1 protein-coding gene is annotated in these 263 nt (G+C 61.6%); it reads right to left on the bottom strand.

Features of this window, described 5'->3' with window-relative positions; translation table 11 throughout:
- Positions 1-263 (bottom strand): OmpA family protein (locus KZZ04_RS19610; protein ID WP_219423945.1); only part of this gene is annotated, 263 nt, incomplete at both ends.

Below are 263 nucleotides of genomic sequence, written 5' to 3'. Positions count from 1 at the left end.
CTGCCCAAGCCGCGCAGCTTGACGTTTTCTTCCTTCATCCCCACACCTGTCAGCACCTTGACCACGCTTTTGGCGCGGCGCAGGGACAGTTGTTGGTTGTAGCTCTCTTTGCCCGAGGCGTCGGTGTGGCCGTCGACGCGTACACGTTCGATGCCGGCGCCTACCAGGGCTTTGCCGATACGTTCGACGATGTCGGTGCTGGCTTTGTTGAGGCTTTCCACGTCGCTGCCGAACAGCACTTTGCCCGACAGCCCGAACGCCCA

Source organism: Pseudoalteromonas sp. CR1 (assembly GCF_019392235.1).
In the GTDB taxonomy this organism is placed as follows: Bacteria; Pseudomonadota; Gammaproteobacteria; order Enterobacterales; family Alteromonadaceae; genus Pseudoalteromonas.
Note: the sequence above shows the minus strand (reverse complement) of the source record. Positions and strands in the feature narration are given on the sequence as shown.